This is a genomic window from Caldithrix abyssi DSM 13497, assembly GCF_001886815.1.
In the GTDB taxonomy this organism is placed as follows: Bacteria; Calditrichota; Calditrichia; order Calditrichales; family Calditrichaceae; genus Caldithrix; species Caldithrix abyssi.
In genome coordinates, this window is record NZ_CP018099.1 from 256,272 (window position 1) to 278,070 (window position 21,799).

Here is a 21,799-nt window from a genome sequence, read left to right on the forward strand (position 1 = left end):
TTTTAATTATGAATTCGTTATTTAAATATGCGGTTTACCGGAATAAATGGTTGTGGTTTCATATTTTAGGCGGCGGAATTTTGGCAAAATTGGCGCTGGCTATTTTTAAAAACGGACAAATAGCCGTGGATATTGTTTTGCTTAGCGCTATTTTGTGGGAAATATTCGAATATTTTAAAGATGACGTGGAAAAGATTTACGGCAGTAAAAAACGGTTTTTTTTAGATGCCCTGGGCGATATTGCCGGGGCGCTAATAATGGCAACAATAATGGTTATTTAAATTCGAAAACCGAAGCACGAAATCCGAAACAAATAAAAAGAACGAATGACATAAATTCAAAACATAAATGTTTTGGTCATTTGAATTTTAAAATTCGGATTTGTTTCGGATTTCAAAATTCAATATTCGGAATTTTTAGAAAAAATGATTGGCGATATTTTAAAAATAGCTGATAAGGTTTTTGACCGGTTGGTGCCGAATAAAAGCAAAGCGCAACAGATTAAAGCGCAGTTTAATCAAACGTTTTTGGAATTGGCGGTAAAAGAACGCGATCTGGTTCAGAAATTCATTCTGGAATACGAAGGCCGGGCAACGGAAATTCCAAAAGCGATTTTATGGATGCGCACGCTCATCAGGCCGTTTTTTACCTGGGTTTTTGGGCTTATCGGCGCCGGATGGATAATCGGGCAGGCATTTGGTTGGATAACGCAGGATATGCCGCCCGCGCTTAATATGTGGGTAAGCATTGTCATGGGCTTCTGGTTTGGGGGGCGGGTGTTTGAGAAGATGAAGGGGAAAGCATAAGTATAGAGGTAAATAAAATGGCAAAAAGTTTTGAAAATATTGATGTAAGTTTAGGAGATCAAAATTTATCTTTTACCGCGCAAGCTTTTTGGGTGGGAACCGGAGGAGATTTAGCTGTAGAGGATACGGAAGGAAACCAGGCAATTATTAAGAACATTGATAATGGCATGTTTGTGCCGGCTGCAGGAGTAGTAAAAGTATTGCAAAGCGGAACCACCGCAACAAATGTTATTGCATTTAGCAAGCAGGGTGTGACAGAGTAATGAATACTTCTTTATTGGCATTAAAGAAAAAATCCCTAATCATCCGCGATAAAAACGGACGCCCGAACCGAGTTTTCAAGCTCGATAAATTCAACTGGGACCCGGTAAACGGTTTCAATAGCACAGAAGTGCATCCGGCTTTTATCGTGAACGGAACTATTGTAGATGCTATTTACATCGGGCAATATCAGGCGGTAGTGTATGATCCGAATACATTTCAAATTGAAGGCGATACGAACCCGGCGGATGCCTACAATCCATACATAGCCGGCAGCGCGCATAATTATATTGCGCAAAGTATTCCCAATCAAGACCCGCGCGTAAAGATTGATTTTGACGCGGCGCGCAAGGCATGTCAAAACATGAACGGAAACGGCGTTAATGGTTGGCACCTTATGACCAACGCCGAATGGTCCGCGCTTGCTTTATGGTGCCAGGCAAATCAGATGCCTTTGGGGAACAACTCTTATGGTGATGATTATTCCGATCCGACGGTGAAAGGTATTATGGCGCCGGGAAATAATTTTGGCGGGCCGAATCCATCGCGTTGGTTGACCGGAACCGGCGGCCTAAAAACGGCGCACAACCGTATAAAAAACGGAGTGTTCGACCTGAACGGCAATGTTTGGGAGTGGGTGGATGGCATGAAGCTTGTTGAGGGAAAAATATTGGTGGCTGGAAATTTGAACGCGGCGCCTACCGCTATCGGAAATTCATTTCAGGCCGCTGAAGCAAATTGGTTTGATACAGGCATTTATGTGAATTGGGATGGAGTAGCAACAACAATTTCATTTTCAACTGTTGATCGCGGCACAACAATGGAAGGAGCAAGTCCAGACTATATATCTGTACAATTTGACGATATCCCCGGGGCGGATGATAATTTAAAAAAACTGGCCATAGGGCCCGTACAAACAGGATTGAATACACACGGCTATGATCATTCATGGTGGCGAAATTTTGGAGAGCGTGTTCCGCTCCGTGGTGGCTATTGGGTCAATGGCAGCAACGCCGGTGTGTTTGCGCTCGCCCTGAACCTCACTCGCGGCGGTCGGTATTGGTACCTTGGTTTTCGCCCAGCTTTTGTGGCTCTGTGATCTGAAATCTGGAGTTCTGTTTTTTATGCAAGATTTAAAAATTTATCAAAAATATTATGATATGATGCGAGAAAAATAGTTTTTGGTAATGCAAATTAAAATTAGCGGAATTTTTTCTATGTGCACCAATACCGAACTTAAAGAAGACATCAAAGATTTAGGACAGGAACAAACGTTGTTGAAAACGCAAATAAAATATTTGATTGACGATGTGCACGATCTGAAAGAAATGATGAAGGACGTCATCAAGCAGCAAAAGAAGTTAGAACGAAAAATGATGAGTCGGGAGCAGTTTTTCATAGATTCGGTGGTAGAGATGAAAGAAACCTTAGCGGCCATAATCAAGAGCAGCGGCAATGGAAAAAAAGATTGAAAAATTAGAACAAAAAATCGATGGCATTGGCAAAAGCCTGGATAAAACGAAGCTGGATGTTGAGGCGCTAAAAAAAGAAGTGACGGAAGTAAGAGCCATTTCAACGTCGGCTTATCACGGATATTCAGCATTGGCGGAGCGCATTGAAGCTATTAAAGAAAAACAAAGCTCTTTTGAAAGTAAAATCGACAACGTATTAAATAAATTAAATACGTTGCCTTTTAAAATATTCGCAATCATCATTTCGATGTTTGCCTTAATGTTAACGGTATTTAAGTTCATAAAATAGGAGCAATAAGATGGATGTAACCAAAATTTATTCCGGTCCCATTCAAAAAGTTGAAATTTCCACCGACGGCGGAACGACCTGGAGCGATCTGGGCGCGATCGGCAATGGCAACGCCGAAATCACTTTTGAACCTAAATCTTACGAATTAGCGGACGGACAGGCAAAACAGCTTTTTGGTCTGGCGAAAGCGACCATTGAAATTGCGGAAACCGATTCCACAAAACTTACGCTGGCGTCCAGCGGCAAAGATACTGATCAAACGCAAATCAAAATTACGGGCATTGACAACAAAACTTACACCATTGGCCCGGCCCTGGCCCAGTATTCGGTTAAACGCGGTTTTGGCGATGAGCCGCACATTTTAACCATTACCATGCAGAAAAAAGTTCTTGACGAGGACGACTTTGTAACCGTGGTTTAAAATGAATCTGGAAAAGATTTACATTCAGCAAATCAGGAAAATCAATATCCATAATCCCGACTTAGGGGTTGATTTTGATATTGATATTTTAGCCAATGAAAACGGCGGCGCCGAAATAACGCTGGAACCGAAAAAATATCAGTTTGGCGACGGTCAGGAACGGCAGCTATTTATTAACGCTAAATTAACCATTAATCTGGCGCAGGCCGACCATTCGCAAACGCTGGATATTTTAAAGCAGGTTAAAAATCAGCTTAATACCAAAATTGCCATCATTGTAAAAATAATTAGCGACGTTGAAGACGAACGCTGGTATTTTGATAAAGCGATGGTTTCCGGCTATTCGGTAAAGCGTGGTTTTGGCGATGAGCCCCACATTCTTACTATTCAGGTTTCGAACGCGGTTTTAAAGGAAGAAAATTTTTGCGTTTTCGGTTACAACGATTATGACATAAAGGTAAAATACGATAAGATCGTTGTGAACAGTTCTTATTATCCGGTCAATGTTTATGAGCGCAGCAAAAATTACTATTACAACAATAAAGTGTGGTTCATTGCGCAAGTTAATGTTAGCGGCGTTCAAACTAATTATATGTGGTATTACGATTTATTAACCAAAACCTATTCGGCAAAAAAAGACCTGCTTGCGCCAGGCGTTTCGGGCAGCGATAACCACCATATTGCGCCTATAATGCTGAGCGACGACGGCTATATTCTTTACGCTTACGATAATGTTAGCACCAGTCACAACAGAGGAATCATTGTAAAACGATCGACCAGTCCGGAAGATTACAATAACTTTGCCACCGTTTTTGATGGCTATGCCCAGGGCTTTTTTATGGGCTATCCAAATCTTTTTAAATTCCCGAACGGCAAAATAATGCTATTGTGGCGCGGCGAGCCCGGCGTAGGCAGCGATTACCATAATTGCGGAATGTTTAGCTCCGACGGCGGACAGACCTGGGGCAGCCCGTTTAAAATTGTGGATGAAATTACCGGCATTGTGGGAATAACCGATCCGATAAATTATTACATCGTCAGCGGCTCTAATAATAAATATCTGGGCATGATGGTTATTGTCCGTAATGGATCAGCCGGAAAAAACAAGAGGATATACTATTATCAAACAGAGGACGGCGAAACCTGGTATAATTCCGAGCGCACGTTTAGTAAAAATGTAGTCACTAATGGCAGTATTACGCCAGCTGAATCTGAAACCTATTTTTTGGTTGACGGAAGCATTGATACAACCAACAATGATTACTTTTCTCCGATAGCAGTGGCAATTGACGATGACGGGACGCCGTTTTTACTTTATCAGATACTGTATTATGAGAACGGGAATTATGATAATCGTCATGCGATTTTTGTGCATTATAAAAACGGCATAAAAACGCAAAAAGATATTACCAACTTTTTTATGATCGATGGCATTTTAACAGGATTTACTTCGGCGCTATTAGCCCGCAAAAGCGGTTATGTGGATATTTTTATTTCGCCTAAAGGTAAAAGCGGTTATCCGTTTTTCTATCAAATTCGATCTTATGATTATGGCGAAAAATGGTATCAATACCGCAACGATATCATTCCCGAAAGCGAACAATATGCCGGGATCGGTTATAAATCGATTTGTATGAATTTGCTTGATTCGAATACTAAACTGGGCTTTGTGCAATTCGTATTAAACGACGGTAGTTATAAACAACTGGGCATTTTAAAGCTGGAGCGTAAAAAATAATGGCTACGGATTTAGATATATTTTCCGGACCTGCGCAAATTACTTTGTACGATGCGACTAATGGTTATTTGCATCTTGGCTGGTGCGAAGCGCGCATTAAAGAAAAGCCGAAAAAAGTTAAAAGCATTGAGAATCAAACCTTGCTTATTGAAAAGAGTTTTGATTTTAACGCCAACGTTATTCAATTCAATGAAAATATTTTAAATAACCTGGCGGCGCGCAACACGACTAAACAAACCGTTTACCTGGTTGGCCTGGATTCTGTATTGACGCTTAGCGATATTTTTTTATTCTATTTTACCGAGCGCTCTTTTAGTTCTAAGCCGCACCGATTAACCATTGCCGGTTCAGGTAGCGCCGATTTGGTTGCGCAGCAGGTTAATTTATTGCATCCGGACGGCAAATTTGAAAACGATTCAAACGCCGATGGATTGGCGGATGGGTGGAACAAGAGCACAACTATTGGCGCAGTAAACCTTCAAACATCATTTTTAAGCGGAAGCGGTAAATGTCAATATATTGCTTGCGATACAACTGCCAGTCAGTATATTCTTTGTGAAACCGTTTGCCCAGTTAAAGGGAAAATTAAAGCAACGGCATCCATATATGTGCAATTTGATCCAGATGTTATAACCGGAAATGGGAGCTTGTGTTTGGGGTTGTATGCAAAAAGGGAAGATGGGAGCTTTATAACTCAGCCATGGGAAGAATATTTTTTCAATTCATTAGAACAACGGAGAATTTCAATTGAGCAAGAATTTAATTTTGATGAATTAGCTACAAAATTGGTTGTTATAATACATAATAAAAGCGGTACTTTAGAGTTTAATGCAAAATTAGATAACGCGCAATTGGAAATTGGTAAATTAAGTAATTTTAAGGAGTATTAAAATGAGCAAGAAACAACCTAAAAAAACGGATCAAAATAAAACGCAAAGCGAAATTAAAAATGAAAATCAAAGTAAAATGGAAAACCTTCAGCAAAAAACCGTTGTTATCCAGGGCGTAAAACTAACTCTAAAACCGCTTAAAATTCGCCAATTAAAAGAGCTTTTAAAATTGTTTAAAGGCTTCAAAAATGCCGGTCAAAATGAATTTAATCTAAGCGCTTTTATGGATTTTGTAATTGAAAACGGCAAATTGGAACATCTTGGCTACATCCTTTTTGCCGATCAGCCCAAGGCGCAAAAGATTAAATGGAATGAAATTGATTTGAATGACGCGGTCAATTTGGGTGAAGCCCTTTTTTTATTGAACAAGCCAGCCATCGACGGATTGATGAAATTATCCGGCGTTTTGGCATAAAAACCTATCACGAAGTTTCCAAGATTGGGCGCGAGCATGCGCTTGATATTTTGCTTTTTAACGTTTGCAACGGCGACCTGGAAAAAATAGACGCCATCGAGCGTCTATATTCTTATGAGGAGCTTATTTATTGGCTGGGCATTCACAACTGGATTGAATGGAAAAATAGCCAAAAAGGTTAAAAATGGCAGAAACTGAAATTAGATTAAAAATTGAGATCGACAGCGCCACTGGCGAAGTCAAAATAAAAAATTTTGGCCAGACGGTCGGCAAGGTCGTAGAGCAATCGCAGACCAAATTAAATTCCTTAAAATCTTCTTTTACCAGAATTGCCGAATTTGGCGAAAAAATATTTTTTCTGGTAAATGGCTTTAAAGCGTTGCAAGCGCCGTTGCAGGAGCTTATTAATTATTCCAACCAGCAAGAAGAAGCCGATCGCGCGCTGGCTTCCGCCCTGCAACAGGTCAATCAATACACAGACGAAAATTACAAAAAATTAAAAGATCAGGCTTCGGCTATCCAGAGCGTTACCACTGTGGGCGACGAACAGGTGCAAATGCTGCAAACTCTTGGTTTAAATATGGGGCTGAGTCTGGATAAGCTTAACGAAGCCACTAAAGGCGCCATCGGTCTTTCCACCGCTTTTAAAGAGGCCGGTTTAGATCAGGCCACCGCCATGAAGGGCCTGGCGCTTGCCTACCAGGGCGATTTTACCATGTTACAACGCTACATCCCGGCCCTGCGCACAACAAAGGATGTTTCCGAAAAGATGGCCATTGTGCAAAAAATAATGACCGACGGCTTTCAGCAGGCGCAGGATGTTACCAAAACCAGCGCCGGGCGCATGAAGCAGTTTTCAAATATTGTGGGCGATTTTAAAGAAAAGTTAGGCGATCTGGTTAAAAAAGCGCTTATTCCGTTTTTAACCATCGGCGAAAAAGTATTTACATTTTTGAATAAACTACAAACATCCACTTTACAATTTGCCAGTGTGGCAATTGGTCTTTCTGTGGCTTTGTTTAAAGTAATTCCCGCTATTCGCGGCATTTCGGATGCGACCAAAGTTTTAGGCATTTCCATTAAAAGCGCCCTGGGTTGGCTTGGTTTAATTATTACCGCGGCCACGCTTCTTTACACCGCCTGGGCTACCAATTTAGGCGGTTTCCAGGAAAAATTAAAAGTCGCCTTCGAATATTTAAAATGGTTCGTCAATTACGGTAAAGAGCTTATTAAAGGCTACATTGATTTTGTAAAAAATTACTTTGGCGGGATTGGTAAAATATTAAGTTCCGCCTTTAAATTAGACGTTGAAGGCATTAAACAGGGCTTAAAACAGGTTGCCGATGCCGCGTTAAACTCCGGTCAACAAACCGCAGAACGCCTAAAAGCCATTACGCGCGAACGCGACCGCAATATCACGTCCATCCATGCCCAATATGTTCAAAAACAAAGCGAAATCGATCAAAAAAGCATTCCGGCCTTTAAAACAACCGAGCAACAAAAGACTAAAATAACCGAAGACGAAATAAAGAAACGTCTGCAAAAAGAACAGGAATTACAGGATTATAAATTTCAGACCGGACGCCTTAGCCTGCAAGAATATCAAAACATTTTAGACCAGCGCATTGAGGCCGCCCGCCAAACGTATGGCGAGGAATCCATTGAATATCTAAAGCTCATTGATCAAAAGAAAAAACTAAACGAAGAAGCCAAACAACATGCCTTAGAGCAGGAAAAAGAATTACAGGAATTACGTTTAGCGACCATTCAAGACGCGCATCAGAGAGAACTAAAAGAACTGGCCATCTGGTATCAGGAACAATTGCAAAAATTTGCCGAAAACGAAGAGGCTAAAGCGCTAATCGAAGAACAATATCGCCAGCAAAAGCGGGAAATTGAAGCTGCCGAAGAAGAGAGGCGATTTGAAGCCGAAGAAGCGCGCCGCGAATGGGAATGGCAGGCCCAGGAAATCGATTACCAGGCTTACGCCGCATTTTTAGACCGCAAAGTGGCTTATGCCAAAAAGAAATATGGCGAACAGAGTTTAGAATATAAAAAAGCTCTTTTAGAGCGCGCAAACCTGGATAAACAGGCTGCTTTAAGCGCTACCAACATATTTTCCAAATTAATGGACGCCTTCCAGGGAACCAATAGAACGCTGTTTAACATCGGAAAAGCAGCTGCTATTGCCAGGGCTATTATTAATACATACGAAGCTGTCACTAAAGCCTATACGGCTTATCCGTATCCGTGGAATTTAGCCGCGGCCGCCGCTCAATTGGCATTAGGTTATGCTCAAGTAAGAAAAATAACAAGCGTATCTTTCAATGAAAGTGCAGGAGCAAAAGATCAACAATTTACAGCCGCCCAGAATAAATTAAAAGGAATAAAGCCTAAAATTAAAGGACATGCCAAAGGCGGCAAGGTAGAAGAACCAACGCTTGGTTTAGTCGGCGAAGCCGGTCCGGAAATCATCGCGCCGGAAAAGGATTTTATAGCGGTATTTAAAGAAATGTTTGCAAAAGGATTGTTTAATATTGATTTTAGCGCCTTTTTTAATCGCTTATTAACGCAATTTGAAAATGCCTTAAATCGGATGGTTGAAGGTTTTAAAATAGCGTTTGCACCCCCTGCGGTTGAACCGATGCAATTTGCCGGCGCATTGGCCGGGGGGAGCGTTACAAATATCAATCAGACAACGGTTCAGACCGATAACTCGTCGATTATCGAACTTTTAAATGAAATTAAAGAACTTATTGAGAACAAGGAATTGCGTGCCGAAATTGACGCCGAAGAACTGGCTATTGTTGTTGAGAACGGCCAGGAACAGCTTAAACGTGGAGAAATTTAATGGCGTTGGTTGAATATTATTTCCCACAACAGGGCTATGAATATCGAACTGCTTCCGGAAAATTAAAATTTCGCTTTTTTTATGAAGATACAACGGCGCAAACCATTAATACTAACCTGCATGTTTTAAAAATAAGTCCCATTCGCATCGAATTTGAAGCGAAAGCAAACGAACAAACCATCCGCTTGCCAAATTTCACTTTGACACTTCAAGGTGGCGATTTTTTTGAAGGAACAAATTTTACTAATGGGAAAAATAAAACATTTATTGAAATTTATAGGGATGGACAACTCTATTTTACCGGCTATCTTGATTTTAATTCCATCCAAAAATCGGATTACTATGTAGATAACGGCGCGCTTAAATATCGCACCATTAAATTTAAGATATTTGACGGCATCAAGTATTATTACGATAACAATATCACGTTATCAGATATTGGCTACACAGGGAGCGAATCGCTTCAGAGCCTGGTTCAAACCATGCTTTCAAAATTCCATAATGGTAGTTATTATTTTACCGCTCAAAATATTATTTCTGAAAATTGCGGATTAAATTACACATTTAATGATCTTAAACTTGCAGAAACCAGCGGTAATTTTCTATGCAGAACGCTTTTAAGCTATATTATCCGTTATCTGGCGTTGAATATTTTTAATTTGAATGGGATTTATTACGTCCTTCCCAGGCAGGGTGAAAGCGCTTCGCAAGCGCTTTCTGCTGAATCGCTTTTATCGGTTAAAAAATTAGAAAATCGGGCGGTAATAAAATATATTGAAATTAAAGCAACTAAAAACTGGAGCGTTTTAACTTCTAATACTATTGGTAATTATGAACATAAAAAAACAGTTGGCGTTAGTTATGTTCAGGATTTCAAGAAAATTATAATTGACGCCACTGATTTTTTTAAACGATTAACCGTCCAATATAAAGGCGCTTCTTTATCGGATTATCCAACAAGCGCCGTTTATCCAGATGATTATAGTACTGACTGGGCCATGAAATATGGTCAGGATGCTTATTCAAATGAAATAGAAACAGGAATGATTTTCGCTGCAGAGTATAGCTTAAGTTCTCCAATAAATGATTTAATAAAATCTCAAGAAGATCCCCTAGACCCATCAACCATTTATAGCAAATATTATTTTGCAGACATGAATTATGATGGGCGCGTATTTTTAATTGACAAAACGCCGAGCGGCGCAAATGATCGTACTTTATATAAAATTCAAAAATGTGTTGAATATTTAGCTTCTGTATTTAATAGCCTATATTATGAAAAAGAAAATAATTTAACTTTTAAAATCCATGGAATAACTTCAATTGATATTACTAAAAAAGTAAATATATTAAGCTTTAATCGTCCTATTAGGAAATTAATAATTGATTTGTTAAATAATAAAACTCATTGTACATTATTTTAAGCTGTCGTATTGACAGTTTAAAGAGTTTTTAACGGCTAAATAAGGTGGTTAAAATTAAATTTAAAAATTCTCAAACCAAGTGAAATAAATTCTCAAACCAGGTGAAACGTTATAGAAATTCGTGGTTTTTATATTGAACTCATAAATTAATTTTTATTTGAAATTGGACGATAATTTTTATTAAATTAGCATAAAACGTAACCAAAAAAATCATCCCCTGGCAGTACGCTTACCCAAAGATTCGGGGTAAGCCGAGCCCAGGGGTTATTTTTATTTAAAGAAAACGCTTATGGAAGAACATGAACAAAGTTTTTTCCCATTAAACAAACCGACGGCCATTTTAGTTGATGGAGCCTTTTTCCTGAAAAGATATCGAAAATGTTATCCAGGCGGTAAATTTCATTCTCCTCAAATAGTGGCAAAAAATTGACGACAAACTTTTTGAACACATCGATGGTTTAAAATCAACCTGTCCCAAACCCTCTTAATGATTTAAATTTTTATTGAGGTGCCCGATAAAACCCTGTTGCATGGTTGTTTAAAGACAAAGGCAAATGGCCGGCACCACCCTTACTCTCCGAACAAATCCAGTTGTTCCGCCCTGCCAGAAATTTCTGGCGGCAGTTTAGATTCCCCCGCTTCGTCGCTGTTTTCTGCCAGCCCCACGTAGGTGATCTGAAAACGACTGAGCCGGTTGCCGCGCGCCTTCCAGCCCTTTACGCCAACCAGATCGTTAATCTGTACTTTTTCACTAAACTCTTTTTTGGGACGCCCTTTCAGGTATTCGATTTCTAGCTGCGGCTCGGGAGCGGTGGTGGCTACAATTAATTTAGAGCCTTTGCCTTCGCTGATGAACGAAAACGGTTTGTTCGTGGTTTGCGTTTCGATTTTAAACCGTTTCACAAAAAAATTGTCCAGCTCGGCGTCATAGTACACCGCAGAAATAACCGTATCCGGATTGAACTTTTCGATAACAACCACCTTTTCCGGATCGTAACGATTGGTCATTTCAAAGTTGGTGAGCATGTATTTACCGTCGTTAGTGATGACCAGAATCAGATCGCCGTTGTCAAAATTACCCAACAACCGGCCGCGCTCATCGGTGTTTAGTCGTCCCACGATGGGGTCGTAATAGATATCCACACCGCCAATGGTCGATTCGCCCACCTCTTTTTGGGCGACTTTACGCACCGGCCAGCGTGTTACGATATTGCCCTGCGAGCCGCGCCCTTTGATGTCGATCTTTCCAAAGTCAAATTCGAACACCTTTTTACGCGCCTTGCAGTGGGGGCTTAAATGTACGGTAACGATTTCCGATTCGGCATTGGGATTGGCCGAAAAATAGAGTACTCTGGAGCCTTTGGCGCCGCGCGTTAAATCGTATTCGCGGTCGCGCGTGATGGCGGTTACGTTAAAACGCTTGGCGTAGCTGCGTCCGGAATCGGCGTCGTAGTACATCATATTGTAAGTGGTGCGCGTGTCGCCTTTTTTCCAGACAGCCACGTGAATAATATCCTTCCCCACAAAGGCCTTGTCCGTGGCCCGCGTAACCATAAATTTCCCGTCCCTGCGAAAAACAATGATATCATCCAGATCAGAACATTCCGAAACAAACTCGTCCTTTTTCAGGCCGTAGCCGATAAAGCCGTCTTTGCGGTTGACGTACAATTTTTGATTGGCCACCGCCACCTGCGCAACCTCGATGGCGTCAAACACACGAATTTCTGTCTTTCGCTCGCGCCCCTTACCGTACTTTTCTTTTAAATGTTTGAAATAATCAATGGCGTAGTCGGTAAGATGCGCCAGGTTGTAGTTGACGCGATCGATCTCTTCCTGCAACTGACGCATCAATTCATCGGCTTTAAAAGAATTATATTTGGAAATGCGTTTAATTTTAATCTCGGTCAGGCGGATGATATCCTCTTCGGTAACCTCGCGCAATAGCTGCGGCTTAAACGGTTCCAGCCCCTTATCAATGGTTTCGATAACCGCTTCCCAGGTTTCGCACTCTTCAATGTCGCGATAGATGCGGTTTTCAATAAAGATCTTTTCCAGCGAAGAAAAGAACAATTTTTCAGAGAGATCGGCTTTTTTGATTTCCAGCTCTTTGCGCAGCAGCTCAAGCGTGTGTTCGGTGGAAGCCCTGAGCAGCTCGCCCACGCTCATAAACCGCGGTTTATCCTCATAAATCACGCAACAGTTGGGCGAAATGGAAACCTCGCAGTCGGTAAAGGCGTAAAGGGCGTCGATGGCCACCTGAGGCGAGATGCCCGGCGCCAGATCGATAACGATTTCAACCTCTTCAGCCGTGTTATCCACCACGCGTTTGATTTTAATCTTGCCGCTGTCATTGGCTTTAATGATGGAATCGATCAGCGAAGTGGTGGTAACGCCGTAGGGAACGTCTTTAATGACCAGCCTTTGTTTGTCGGTAATTTCGATTTTAGCCCGCACCCGAACACGTCCGCCGCGCCTGCCGTCGTTGTAATGCGTAACGTCTATGTAGCCGCCGGTCGGAAAATCGGGGAAGATTTGCACCTTTTTGCCCTGCAAAATGTCGATAGAAGCGTCTAACAACTCGTTGAAGTTGTGCGGTAAAATTTTGGTGGAAAGCCCCACGGCGATGCCCTCAGCGCCCTGGGCCAGCACCAGGGGGAATTTCATGGGCAGGTGTACAGGCTCTTTTTGCCGTCCGTCGTAAGAGCGCTGCCATTCGGTAATATCCGGATTAAAGGCCACTTCCAGGGCGAATTTGGATAGTCGCGCTTCGATGTAACGGGCTGCGGCCGCGCTGTCGCCGGTGCGAATATCGCCCCAGTTGCCCTGAGTGTCGATCAACAGCTCTTTCTGGCCAAGATTCACCAGCGCATCCCCGATGGCCGCATCGCCATGTGGATGGAACTGCATGGTATGACCGATAATGTTGGCCACCTTGTGGTAGCGGCCGTCGTCCATGCGCTTCATGGCGTGCAAAATGCGGCGCTGCACGGGTTTAAGTCCGTCGTTTAAAGCAGGCACCGCACGCTCTAAAATCACATACGAAGCGTAATCTAAAAACCAGTTCTTGTAGAGATCCTGAACGTGAACGGTACTTTCCAGTTCGCCGTTCTGACGTTTAACGGGCCCGTTTTGAACTTCAGATTCCCGCTCTTCTATTTCTTTATTTTCCTTTTTGTTTTTTCCCTTTGCCATCTTCGATTACATCTCCATTAACGTTCAAGCCGATTCGTCCATTACAAGATCTTTTTCAACCCGTAAATTGTCAATAATGAATTCCTGCCGGTCCTGGGTGTTTTTACCCATGTAGTAACTGAGCAATTTTTGGATTTGCATCTTTTTATCCAGCACCAGCGGTTCAAGCCTGATATCTTCACGGATAAAACGTCTGAATTCGTCCGGAGAAATCTCTCCCAGTCCTTTAAAGCGCGTGATTTCAACGCCCTTACCCAGTTGTTCTCTGGCTTTTTGTTTTTCTTCTTCGCTGTAACAGTAAATGGTTTTTTGCTTGTTGCGCACACGGAACAGCGGTGTTTCCAGGATGTAAACATGTCCCTGGCGCACCAGGTCCGGAAAAAACTGCAGAAAAAAGGTCATGAGAAGCAAACGAATGTGCATGCCGTCCACATCGGCATCGGTGGCAATGACCACGTTATTGTAGCGCAGGCCTTCCAGACCGTTTTCGATGTTTAAAGCGTGCTGCAGCAGGTTGAACTCTTCGTTCTGGTACACTACTTTTTTAGACAGGCCAAAACAATTGAGCGGTTTGCCGCGCAAACTAAAAACGGCCTGGGTTTGTACGTCTCGCGCCTTGGTAATGGAACCGCTGGCCGAATCGCCTTCTGTAATGAACAGCGTGGTTTCGAAGCGCCGGTCGTTTTTGGTATCGTTGTAATGAATTCGGCAATCGCGTAGTTTTTTATTGTGCAGACTGGCTTTTTTGGCGCGCTCATTAGCCAGCTTTTTAATGCCCGCCAGCTCTTTACGTTCTTTTTCCGACTGCTGGATTTTTTTGAGTAAGAGCTCGGCCGTTTCGGGATGCTTGTGTAAATAGTTGTCCAGCTCGGTTTTAATAAATTCTACCACAAAATTACGAACGGTCGGCCCGTCTGGCGCCATGTGCGTGGAGCCCAATTTGGTTTTGGTTTGCGACTCAAACACCGGTTCCTGAATGCGTACGGCGATCGCCCCGGCAATGGAAGCGCGGATGTCCATGGCTTCAAAGTTCTTTTTGTAGAACTCGCGAATGGTTTTAATGACGCCTTCTCTAAAGGCCGCCTGGTGCGTGCCGCCCTGCGGCGTAAATTGACCGTTGACAAAGGAGTAGTAATCCTCGCCGTATTGATTGGTATGCGTTAAAGCGATTTCAATATCCTTGCCTTTGAGATGGATAATCGGATAGCGCGCGGCGCCTTCTTCCAGTTTATCGGTTAGCAGATCCAACAAGCCATGCTTAGACTGAAATCGCTGCCCGTTCAACACAATGGTAAGACCGGCATTCAGATACACGTAATTTTTAATCTGGTTTTCAATAAAATCCAGCCTGAATTGAAAATTTTTGAAAATTTCGGGATCGGGTTCAAAATAAATTAACGTTCCATTTTTTTCAGACGTTTTGGTGATTTTATGGTCTTTTTTTAGAATACCGTATTCAAATTCCTGAATTTTGGTTTTCCCATCACGTATGGCCTGCACTTTAAAATAGCGGGAAAGAGCATTAACAGCTTTGGAACCGATGCCGTTCAATCCGATCGATTTTTGAAAGACTTCGCTGTCGTACTTTCCGCCTGTGTTGATGCGCGCTACGCAATCATAAACCTTGCCCAGCGGAATGCCGCGTCCGTAATCGCGCACCTGTGCTGAATGCTTGGTTACTTTTACTTCGATAACGCGTCCATATCCCATCATAAACTCATCGATGGAATTGTCGATGGTCTCCTTCAACAATACATAGATGCCGTCATCCGCAGAAGAACCATCGCCTAACTTACCGATGTACATGCCCGGCCGTAAGCGAATATGCTCCCGCCAGTCCAGCGATTTTATGGAAGCTTCGGTGTACCGGGCCGCTGTTTGAGATGTCGCCATTCAATCCATCCTTTTCGTTTTTTCAAACGCGTAATTTAATAAATCTCTTTAAAAAATCCCATCTTTATTTTATGTACGAATGTACAATAAATTCTCAAAAAACACAAGCGCCCTGCTTTGTGCTTTAAATCACTCAAAAATGGGGGCTTTTTTGAAATTAAGTCAACCAGCGACCGATTTTAGGTTTTTGTTTTGATGAAATGTATTGTTTATCTGTTTAATTGTGTTAAAAAACATATTATTCTAACATTTTTAAAAATTAGACTAACTATATTTCAAAAAATACCGATATTGTAAAATACTGCAGTTTAATTTGTTTAGACTTCTGCAAAATTAGACTGTGGTAGTCATTCTGAGAAGCCCGCTATAGCTGGCGACAAAGAGCCCTTGTTTAGATAATCGCAGAAGTCTTTGTTGTTTTAAAATTTAAGGAGGCATTATGAAAGGTTTTTTATTACTGCTACTTTTAACATCATTTTTATTAGCTCAGCAACAGTACGGCGGCTACGGAACAGAGGCTAACGCTACCATCAAGTCGTCAATTTCTACCTCACGCATGATGAGCGTTGACGTTCAGGATGAATTTCTTTATACATTGGCCGGCTATTCTTTTGGCGACGTTGTCGTTTTTAGCTATTTTGACAATTCTAAATTCATTGCCTACGATGTGGACGGTCTGGCCACGGATTCGGTTGTATTAAATCGGGATGAGTTTTACACGTTCAGTATTCCTACGGGCACTTTCCATATCGACTGCAACAACTCATTTACCGCTTTAACCGGCGACCCTATTTCGCGCAGCGTGATGGGCTATTTTGCTGTGGATGAATCCGGATCGCCCATATCCACGCACATGAACACTTTTATGCCGTCGAGCGAGTGGGGCGGAGAAAAGTTTATCATTTTTGCCTACGAAGACGGCACCGAGGTCACCGTAAAGAATCTCACCGATACAACCACCGCGGCGGCGGCTGTTTTAAATCGCGGCGAGCACCTGGAGCTGAATAACGTATTCAGTAGGTTTTTAGGCATCCGTGCTTCAAAACCGGTATCCGCTCTGAGTTACGCCGATCAGGGATATTACATTCCGAGCGATAACGGCACCTTTAAGGGCCAGCAATTTTTTGGTTTTTCCGGATATATTGGCGGATGGCCCAATGGCGTTATTGTAACCGCCTATGAGGACAACACCATTTTTACGATTTTAAATTCAACAACCGGCGATACCTTGCTATCCGACACCTTAAATTACGGAGAGACCGGCAGCGTTTCGACGAACGGCGATCTTTACTGGGAAGTGCAGAGCAACAAAAACGTCACCGTCAGCAACACGCCTTATGCGGCCTGGTCTGGAAGCTATTACTATCTAACCCGCCATATCGATTATGACGGCAAGGGCATCGGTCGTCATTTTCTGGTGCCCAGCATCTCAGGTGATTTTGTGGTCTATTCTTACGCAGATAACAACAATATTCAAGTTATCAATCTGAATACGCTGGATACCATTTACACCGGCGCTCTGCAAAAAGGCGAAAATTTTTCTTTTTTTTCTACCAAAGCTGTTCATCAGGTTAAAAGCGATGAAAACGTGGCCATCTTTACTTCTTATGGCGGCTCCTATGGCGCCGATTTTGCCCCGTTAAATTACAGCCTTACGCTCCCCGATCTGGCTATTTCAGCCGATGACATCGATTTTGATCCCGATACCGTAAGCAATGTGGCCGGCGTTCCTTTCACCATCAACGCTACCGTTCACAATTATGGCTACCTGACCGCTTACGATGTTTCCGTGCAGTTTTTTGACGGTTCGCCCACGGCTAACAACGCCATCAGCTCTGTCATTGTCATCGATTCCATCCCCAGTGGGCAGAGTCGCACGCTTAGCGTGGACTGGGAAACCCCGCCTTACCCGGCTTATCACACGATTTACGTGGTGATTGATCAGCAAAACACCATTGTTGAATCAAGCGAATCGAACAACATCGCTTCCAGAACATTAATTCCCAATGATGATTTATTACCGCCTTTGCCGACCGTAATTACGGCGCCTCAAAGCGTAACGTACAACGGAGACAGCCTGTCTTTTGAAGATTTTGTCATTGGCGTTGAAGTTTACAATAGCGGCGACGTGGACGCGCTCAACGTAACATCCGTTCTCCGTCTGCCACCGCAACTCTCCATTTCGGACGGCGCAGACACGCTACATAATTTTGGAAACATTCCACCAAAAACCACTTACAAACACAGCTGGAATATTCATATCGACGCCTTCCCGGATTCAAACCAGGGCGCTTATTTTTACTCCGTGGTAATTAACGCCGATAACGCCGAAGAAAAAGAGCTGAAACGCGTCTTGTTGTTCGAAGACAGCACAACCGTTGACATTCGTGACGACAAAGCCCTGACGCCAGCAGGATTTTCTATTACCCAAAATTATCCCAATCCTTTCAATCCTGTTACGCAAATTCAATACAATTTGCCCCAATCAGGCCAGGTGGAAGTTGCCGTATTTGATATTAATGGCCGCTTAATTAAAACGCTCGCCAGTGAATATCAAACTGCCGGACGCCATCAGATTTCATTTAACGGTCAAGATTTGAGCAGCGGATTTTATTTTCTAACTTTAAAACTGAATGGAAAAAATATGGGCTCCATTCGCATGACACTGATCAAATAAAACTTAAAGCCCGGGCTTTCCCGGGCTTTTTTATTTCTTTTGATTTAAACCAGCCTTTTGTGCAGAAAGTTAATCGATCGTTGATTTTTCCGCGCTTTTAATTTCATAATCCAGCTATTTCCTCTTGTATTGATTTTACAAAATCAGCTCTTTATTTTTAGACTACAACAAGGCATGCTCCGTTTCTGTGATAATCAAAATTAGGAGTAAACATCATGCGTTTTTCTACCATTATTTTCCTTCTGCTTCTGATCTGCCTGTCTGGCGCGCAAGTCATCGATACGCCCGACGGAAAAGTTGAATTTATCGGGCTCAGGCGCTGGAGCGTTGAGAAAATCATCGACACGCTTGCGGTCATCGCCCCCGGCGTTTCTATTGACCGCTGTGCTGGCCTGCTAAAAGAGGCTGGTTTCCCGGAAGCTTCGTTATTTAAATATTCGTGGAAAAACGGCAAGATGTACTCCGTTATTACCATTGTTGAGCCAGAATATGCCCGATTTATAAAGTATAAAACGTTCACAGATAGTATTTCAGAAGAACTGCCCCAATGGAAAGGTTTGATTGACATTTACCGGAAAAACCCGTTTGAAATGCAACTGGCTTTAAATTTTTGGCAAAAAGATCTGAACGCTTTAAAAGAATCGAAATTTACGGAGGCCTTAAGTTCAGACCGCATTCGCTTAATCCAGTCAAAGATTGCCTCATACAACACGCAAAAAGATAAAGAGCTTGCAATCTGGATTTTAAACAACGATCCTCTGTGGATTAACCGGGCGATGGCCGCAGTTGTGTTAATTAATTTCCCTCAAAGTGATCTGGTATGGTGGAGTTTAATGGACGCCCTAAGAGACGCCAATGCGCGCGTCAGCAGCATGGCCATCTCCGTGCTCAACCATTTCAGCCAGTTCCATCCAGAACCAGTAACCTGGTCGCCGTTAAGCGCCACGCTTTATTATCTATTGAACGGCACCAACCTTTTTGCTTTTCCCACCGTTTTGCGTGTATTAACGAAAACAAATTTTAGTGATTCGCTTCTGGTTCCTTTAATCAGTCAAACAGAGGGATATTTGATTTTTGCCTATCTGAAGGCCAATAACGAAAAGGAGCGGCAGTTAGCGCATGAATTTCTGGTAAGCGCAACGGGAAAGGATTTTGGGTACGATGGCCGGAAATGGTGGGAATATCTAAAAGGAAAAGGCAGCTTAAATAATTGACAGAATCATTTTTTTAGAAAGGGGCAGAGCTTTAGCGCATCAGCTCTGCCTCTTTGGAATACTTCCTTCGAAAAATGTAATGCCATAGCGTGCGAAAATTTTTGTGCTGCTTTTAAAACTCAACCCCCAGGGGCTGTCCCAAAAGTCAAAGAAAATGTATTTTTATAAAGTTTTTCTTTCCCTCACCCCCTTTAATTCCCCCTCTCCCGAAAATCGGGAGAGGGGGAGAGGGGGTGAGGGCTATTGTAAACTTTTCCATATTATTTTATAAATATACACTTGATGTCGCTTTTGAGACACCCCCGGGGCGTAAATTGTGCCGATTTGCTTAGTTTTGGTCTCAGAATAATTTGTTTAATCTTTTTCTGCGATTATTGGTGTAAATTACTTGGCGCGTGTTGTGGTTGATTTTGGTTCCCCTTAGGTTATTTTACATTCAAGATGATTTCCAGCTGCTGCTGGTTGACCTTTAACAGGCCGTTTGGCACAATGCGCCGCGTCAATTCTTTGTATTCGGGCGTTTTTTGAAACACCTCTTTGAACAGCGGCAGGGAGGCTTCGATCTCGCCGATATTGGCCAGAGAAACCGCGTGCCAGTATTTCATCTCTTCATTTTGCGGGAACATGGCTTCGGCTGCGCCGTATTCGCGCAACGCCGTTTGAACGTCCCCTTTTTCAATGGCCAGGTCGCCTTTGTTCATGTGCTCGTAGGCGCGAAACACCTTTAAAATGCGCTCCATTTCGGCAACGGCCTGCGGATGATCTTCCACACGCAAATCCAGAACGGTGTCTTCCCATGGTTTGCCGCTGGCTTTGATTTTCACGATTTTTATGGCGGCAGACTGCTGGCCGCGAATATCGCCGCCGGCTTCCTGCGCCGCTTTCATTGCCGCCATCAGCCGCTCTGCCAGAGGCCCTTTACTATTTTTAAAGGCTTTTTCCATGGCCGGAACCACCTTTTTATTTAGCATCATATTGGCCTGCACCGAAAAACCCTCGCCGATAATATGACCGGCATCGGCAATACATTTATCGCCGGTATGCGCTGCCACACGACCCTGTGCATCCAGCAAAGCAACCTGTCGGTAAGCCGCTCCGGGGTCGGAGCTCAGTAGTTCGTCCAGCGCTTGTTGAGGCGATTTGCCGGCCTTCATCAGTTCCAGTCCGCGCGGACCAAAAGAAACGTTAACCAGCGATTGCGTAGCAACCACGCCAACGCCCGCCTCGGCCCAGGCCACAATGGAACCCACCGAAAACCAGTGCGACTGCACGGCCACGCCCATCTCGCCATTTTCCTGGTCAATCGCCACAATGGAAAAGGTGTGCGTTAACGGCTCGCCGTTGATGGTCTGGCCAGGCAGCGTTAACGTAAATATTAAGATTATGAGTACGCTGCTTGCAAAGATTCGCTTCATAAAACCTCCATGGTTTGTTGTCTGAACGGAAAATAAGAAAACCAACAACCAAAAGCCACAATAATTATCCCGTGAACCTGATGAGCCTCTTCGCCCATCAGGCAAAAATCACCATGTTGACAAGGTGAGTTACGAAGATCTATGGATTAAGCGAAGCGCTTAAAAAAAGGTGAATAATCGAAGACGCCCTTGCAGTATCTTTTAGATAAAGATTTAGACGCCCGGGTGGTACTTTAAAATGTCGCGTTAAATAGAAACGCATGATGGGTTCGTCAAACTCGGGATGGAACTGCACGCCCCAGATATTGGGCGGCAAGAAAAAGGCGGCATGGTGATCATCCGGGCTCTGGGCCAGCCGAACGGCTCCCGGAGGCAATTGCATTACCGTTTGCCGATGCGACATAAAAGCGTTAAAGTGGTGGGGCAGTTCGGAAAACAAACGATCCGTTCTGGCCTTAGCAGAGAGCCGAATTTCTGCTGCGCCGTACTCAGCGCCGCGGGGATTATCGGCCACCTTTCCGCCAAAAGCGGCGGCGATCAATTGATGCCCAAAACAAATGCCCATCAGCGGGATGCACCTTGCTCGTATTTCCTTTATCAACGAAATGGCCTTTTTTAACCAGACCGGACGTTCGGTCACCATGGCATGTGAACCGGTAATCAGCGCGGCTTTGATTGTTTGTAAATCGACTTTATGCAGGACTTTTTCTTCAAGATTGCAAATTTGGAACAGGCTTTGCGGCAAACTCGAGCGGGCCATGATCCAATCTTCAAAATCGCCCTTTTGCCTTTTCAATTCCGGAAAGGTGCTGCCTGTTTTCAGAATAAGTATTTTGTTCAT

General features: G+C 43.1%; 19 protein-coding genes. 15 read left to right on the plus strand and 4 right to left on the minus strand.

The annotated features are described in order from the left end of the window. The first annotated feature begins 8 nt into the window (after nt 1–8). The 13 genes from Cabys_RS01120 (at nt 9) to Cabys_RS19965 (ending at nt 10,997) form a co-directional block, all read left to right on the plus strand. Complete coding sequence (locus tag Cabys_RS01120; RefSeq protein ID WP_006927333.1) at nt 9–281, plus strand: hypothetical protein; 273 nt, start codon at nt 9–11, stop codon at nt 279–281. Between the two features lie 144 nt (nt 282–425). Then, nucleotides 426–806: a hypothetical protein gene (locus Cabys_RS01125; protein WP_006927331.1), complete on the plus strand. Its 381-nt coding sequence runs from the start codon at nt 426–428 to the stop codon at nt 804–806. A gap of 17 nt (nt 807–823) precedes the next feature. Next, entirely contained in the window at nt 824–1,069 is a 246-nt protein-coding gene (locus tag Cabys_RS01130; RefSeq protein WP_006927330.1) for a spike base protein, RCAP_Rcc01079 family, read from the plus strand. After that, nucleotides 1,069–2,166: an SUMF1/EgtB/PvdO family nonheme iron enzyme gene (locus Cabys_RS01135; protein ID WP_071961249.1), complete on the plus strand. Its 1,098-nt coding sequence runs from the start codon at nt 1,069–1,071 to the stop codon at nt 2,164–2,166. Before Cabys_RS01130 ends, Cabys_RS01135 begins: the two co-directional genes overlap by 1 nt. A gap of 88 nt (nt 2,167–2,254) precedes the next feature. Then, nucleotides 2,255–2,539, plus strand: a complete 285-nt coding sequence (locus Cabys_RS01140; protein ID WP_225868905.1) for a hypothetical protein — start codon at nt 2,255–2,257, stop codon at nt 2,537–2,539. Continuing rightward, nucleotides 2,523–2,828: a hypothetical protein gene (locus tag Cabys_RS01145; protein ID WP_071961250.1), complete on the plus strand. Its 306-nt coding sequence runs from the start codon at nt 2,523–2,525 to the stop codon at nt 2,826–2,828. Before Cabys_RS01140 ends, Cabys_RS01145 begins: the two co-directional genes overlap by 17 nt. Before the next feature lie 10 nt (nt 2,829–2,838). Beyond that, nucleotides 2,839–3,249: a hypothetical protein gene (locus Cabys_RS01150; protein WP_006928225.1), complete on the plus strand. Its 411-nt coding sequence runs from the start codon at nt 2,839–2,841 to the stop codon at nt 3,247–3,249. A gap of 1 nt (nt 3,250) precedes the next feature. Next, a complete protein-coding gene (locus Cabys_RS01155) occupies nt 3,251–4,987 on the plus strand; it encodes a BNR-4 repeat-containing protein (protein ID WP_071961251.1) in 1,737 nt (578 codons plus the stop codon). Continuing rightward, nucleotides 4,987–5,877: a hypothetical protein gene (locus Cabys_RS01160; protein WP_006928226.1), complete on the plus strand. Its 891-nt coding sequence runs from the start codon at nt 4,987–4,989 to the stop codon at nt 5,875–5,877. Before Cabys_RS01155 ends, Cabys_RS01160 begins: the two co-directional genes overlap by 1 nt. Before the next feature lies 1 nt (nt 5,878). Then, on the plus strand, nt 5,879–6,292 hold the full coding sequence (locus Cabys_RS01165; RefSeq protein WP_006928227.1) for a hypothetical protein: 414 nt from the start codon (nt 5,879–5,881) through the stop codon (nt 6,290–6,292). A gap of 184 nt (nt 6,293–6,476) precedes the next feature. Then, complete coding sequence (locus tag Cabys_RS01170) at nt 6,477–9,143, plus strand: coiled-coil domain-containing protein (RefSeq protein WP_006928229.1); 2,667 nt, start codon at nt 6,477–6,479, stop codon at nt 9,141–9,143. After that, on the plus strand, nt 9,143–10,567 hold the full coding sequence (locus Cabys_RS01175; RefSeq protein WP_006927311.1) for a hypothetical protein: 1,425 nt from the start codon (nt 9,143–9,145) through the stop codon (nt 10,565–10,567). The genes Cabys_RS01170 and Cabys_RS01175 overlap by 1 nt, the downstream gene beginning before the upstream one ends. Before the next feature lie 289 nt (nt 10,568–10,856). Beyond that, on the plus strand, nt 10,857–10,997 hold the full coding sequence (locus Cabys_RS19965; protein ID WP_169313635.1) for a hypothetical protein: 141 nt from the start codon (nt 10,857–10,859) through the stop codon (nt 10,995–10,997). A gap of 140 nt (nt 10,998–11,137) precedes the next feature. Here the strand turns inward: Cabys_RS19965 and Cabys_RS01180 are convergent, their stop codons facing one another. Next, nucleotides 11,138–13,759, minus strand: a complete 2,622-nt coding sequence (locus Cabys_RS01180) for a DNA gyrase/topoisomerase IV subunit A (protein WP_006928230.1) — start codon at nt 13,757–13,759, stop codon at nt 11,138–11,140. Nucleotides 13,760–13,783: 24 nt separating this feature from the next. After that, complete coding sequence (locus Cabys_RS01185) at nt 13,784–15,652, minus strand: DNA topoisomerase IV subunit B (RefSeq protein ID WP_006928231.1); 1,869 nt, start codon at nt 15,650–15,652, stop codon at nt 13,784–13,786. 439 nt (nt 15,653–16,091) lie between these two features. Here Cabys_RS01185 and Cabys_RS01190 point away from each other — a divergent pair, with 439 nt between their 5' ends. Together Cabys_RS01190 and Cabys_RS01195 are read left to right on the plus strand one after the other, a co-directional pair. Continuing rightward, nucleotides 16,092–18,329: a CARDB domain-containing protein gene (locus tag Cabys_RS01190; RefSeq protein ID WP_006928232.1), complete on the plus strand. Its 2,238-nt coding sequence runs from the start codon at nt 16,092–16,094 to the stop codon at nt 18,327–18,329. Nucleotides 18,330–18,544: 215 nt separating this feature from the next. After that, nucleotides 18,545–19,543, plus strand: coding sequence for a hypothetical protein (locus Cabys_RS01195; RefSeq protein ID WP_006928233.1), 999 nt, complete (start codon nt 18,545–18,547; stop codon nt 19,541–19,543). A 425-nt stretch (nt 19,544–19,968) separates the two neighbouring features. Here the strand turns inward: Cabys_RS01195 and Cabys_RS01200 are convergent, their stop codons facing one another. Next, nucleotides 19,969–20,958 carry a DUF1028 domain-containing protein gene (locus Cabys_RS01200; protein WP_006928234.1) on the minus strand — a complete coding sequence of 330 codons (990 nt, stop codon included), beginning with the start codon at nt 20,956–20,958 and terminating at the stop codon, nt 19,969–19,971. Between the two features lie 139 nt (nt 20,959–21,097). Then, nucleotides 21,098–21,799, minus strand: coding sequence for a glutamine amidotransferase (locus tag Cabys_RS01205; protein WP_006928235.1), 702 nt, complete (start codon nt 21,797–21,799; stop codon nt 21,098–21,100).